The organism is Desulfovibrio piger (genome assembly GCF_012843875.1).
GTDB lineage: Bacteria > Desulfobacterota > Desulfovibrionia > Desulfovibrionales > Desulfovibrionaceae > Desulfovibrio.
This window is the reverse complement of sequence record NZ_JABAFY010000125.1, coordinates 1-668: the sequence shown is the minus strand read 5'-3', so window position 1 is coordinate 668 and position 668 is coordinate 1. Positions and strand designations below refer to the sequence as shown.

General features: G+C 51.5%; 1 rRNA gene. It reads left to right on the top strand.

Annotation, left to right across the window (positions count from 1 at the left end):
* Nucleotides 1-668, top strand: a 23S ribosomal RNA gene (locus tag HF854_RS12430); the annotation flags it as partial.

The window sequence follows — 668 nt, the reverse complement described above, 5'->3', positions numbered from 1 at the left end:
AACCAAGAGGCTTGCCTCTTGGGGTTGTAGGACATTCTATACGGAGTTACAAAGGAACGAGGTAGACGAAGCGACCTGGAAAGGTCCGTCGTAGAGGGTAACAACCCCGTAGTCGAAACTTCGTTCTCTCTTGAATGTATCCTGAGTACGGCGGAACACGTGAAATTCCGTCGGAATCTGGGAGGACCATCTCCCAAGGCTAAATACTCCCTAGTGATCGATAGTGAACCAGTACCGTGAGGGAAAGGTGAAAAGCACCCCGGAAGGGGAGTGAAAGAGATCCTGAAACCGTGTGCCTACAAATAGTCAGAGCCCGTTAATGGGTGATGGCGTGCCTTTTGTAGAATGAACCGGCGAGTTACGATCCCGTGCGAGGTTAAGTTGAAGAGACGGAGCCGCAGCGAAAGCGAGTCTGAATAGGGCGTTTAGTACGTGGTCGTAGACCCGAAACCAGGTGATCTACCCATGTCCAGGGTGAAGTTCAGGTAACACTGAATGGAGGCCCGAACCCACGCACGTTGAAAAGTGCGGGGATGAGGTGTGGGTAGCGGAGAAATTCCAATCGAACCTGGAGATAGCTGGTTCTCCCCGAAATAGCTTTAGGGCTAGCCTTAAGTGTAAGAGTCTTGGAGGTAGAGCACTGATTGAACTAGGGGTCCTCATCGGAT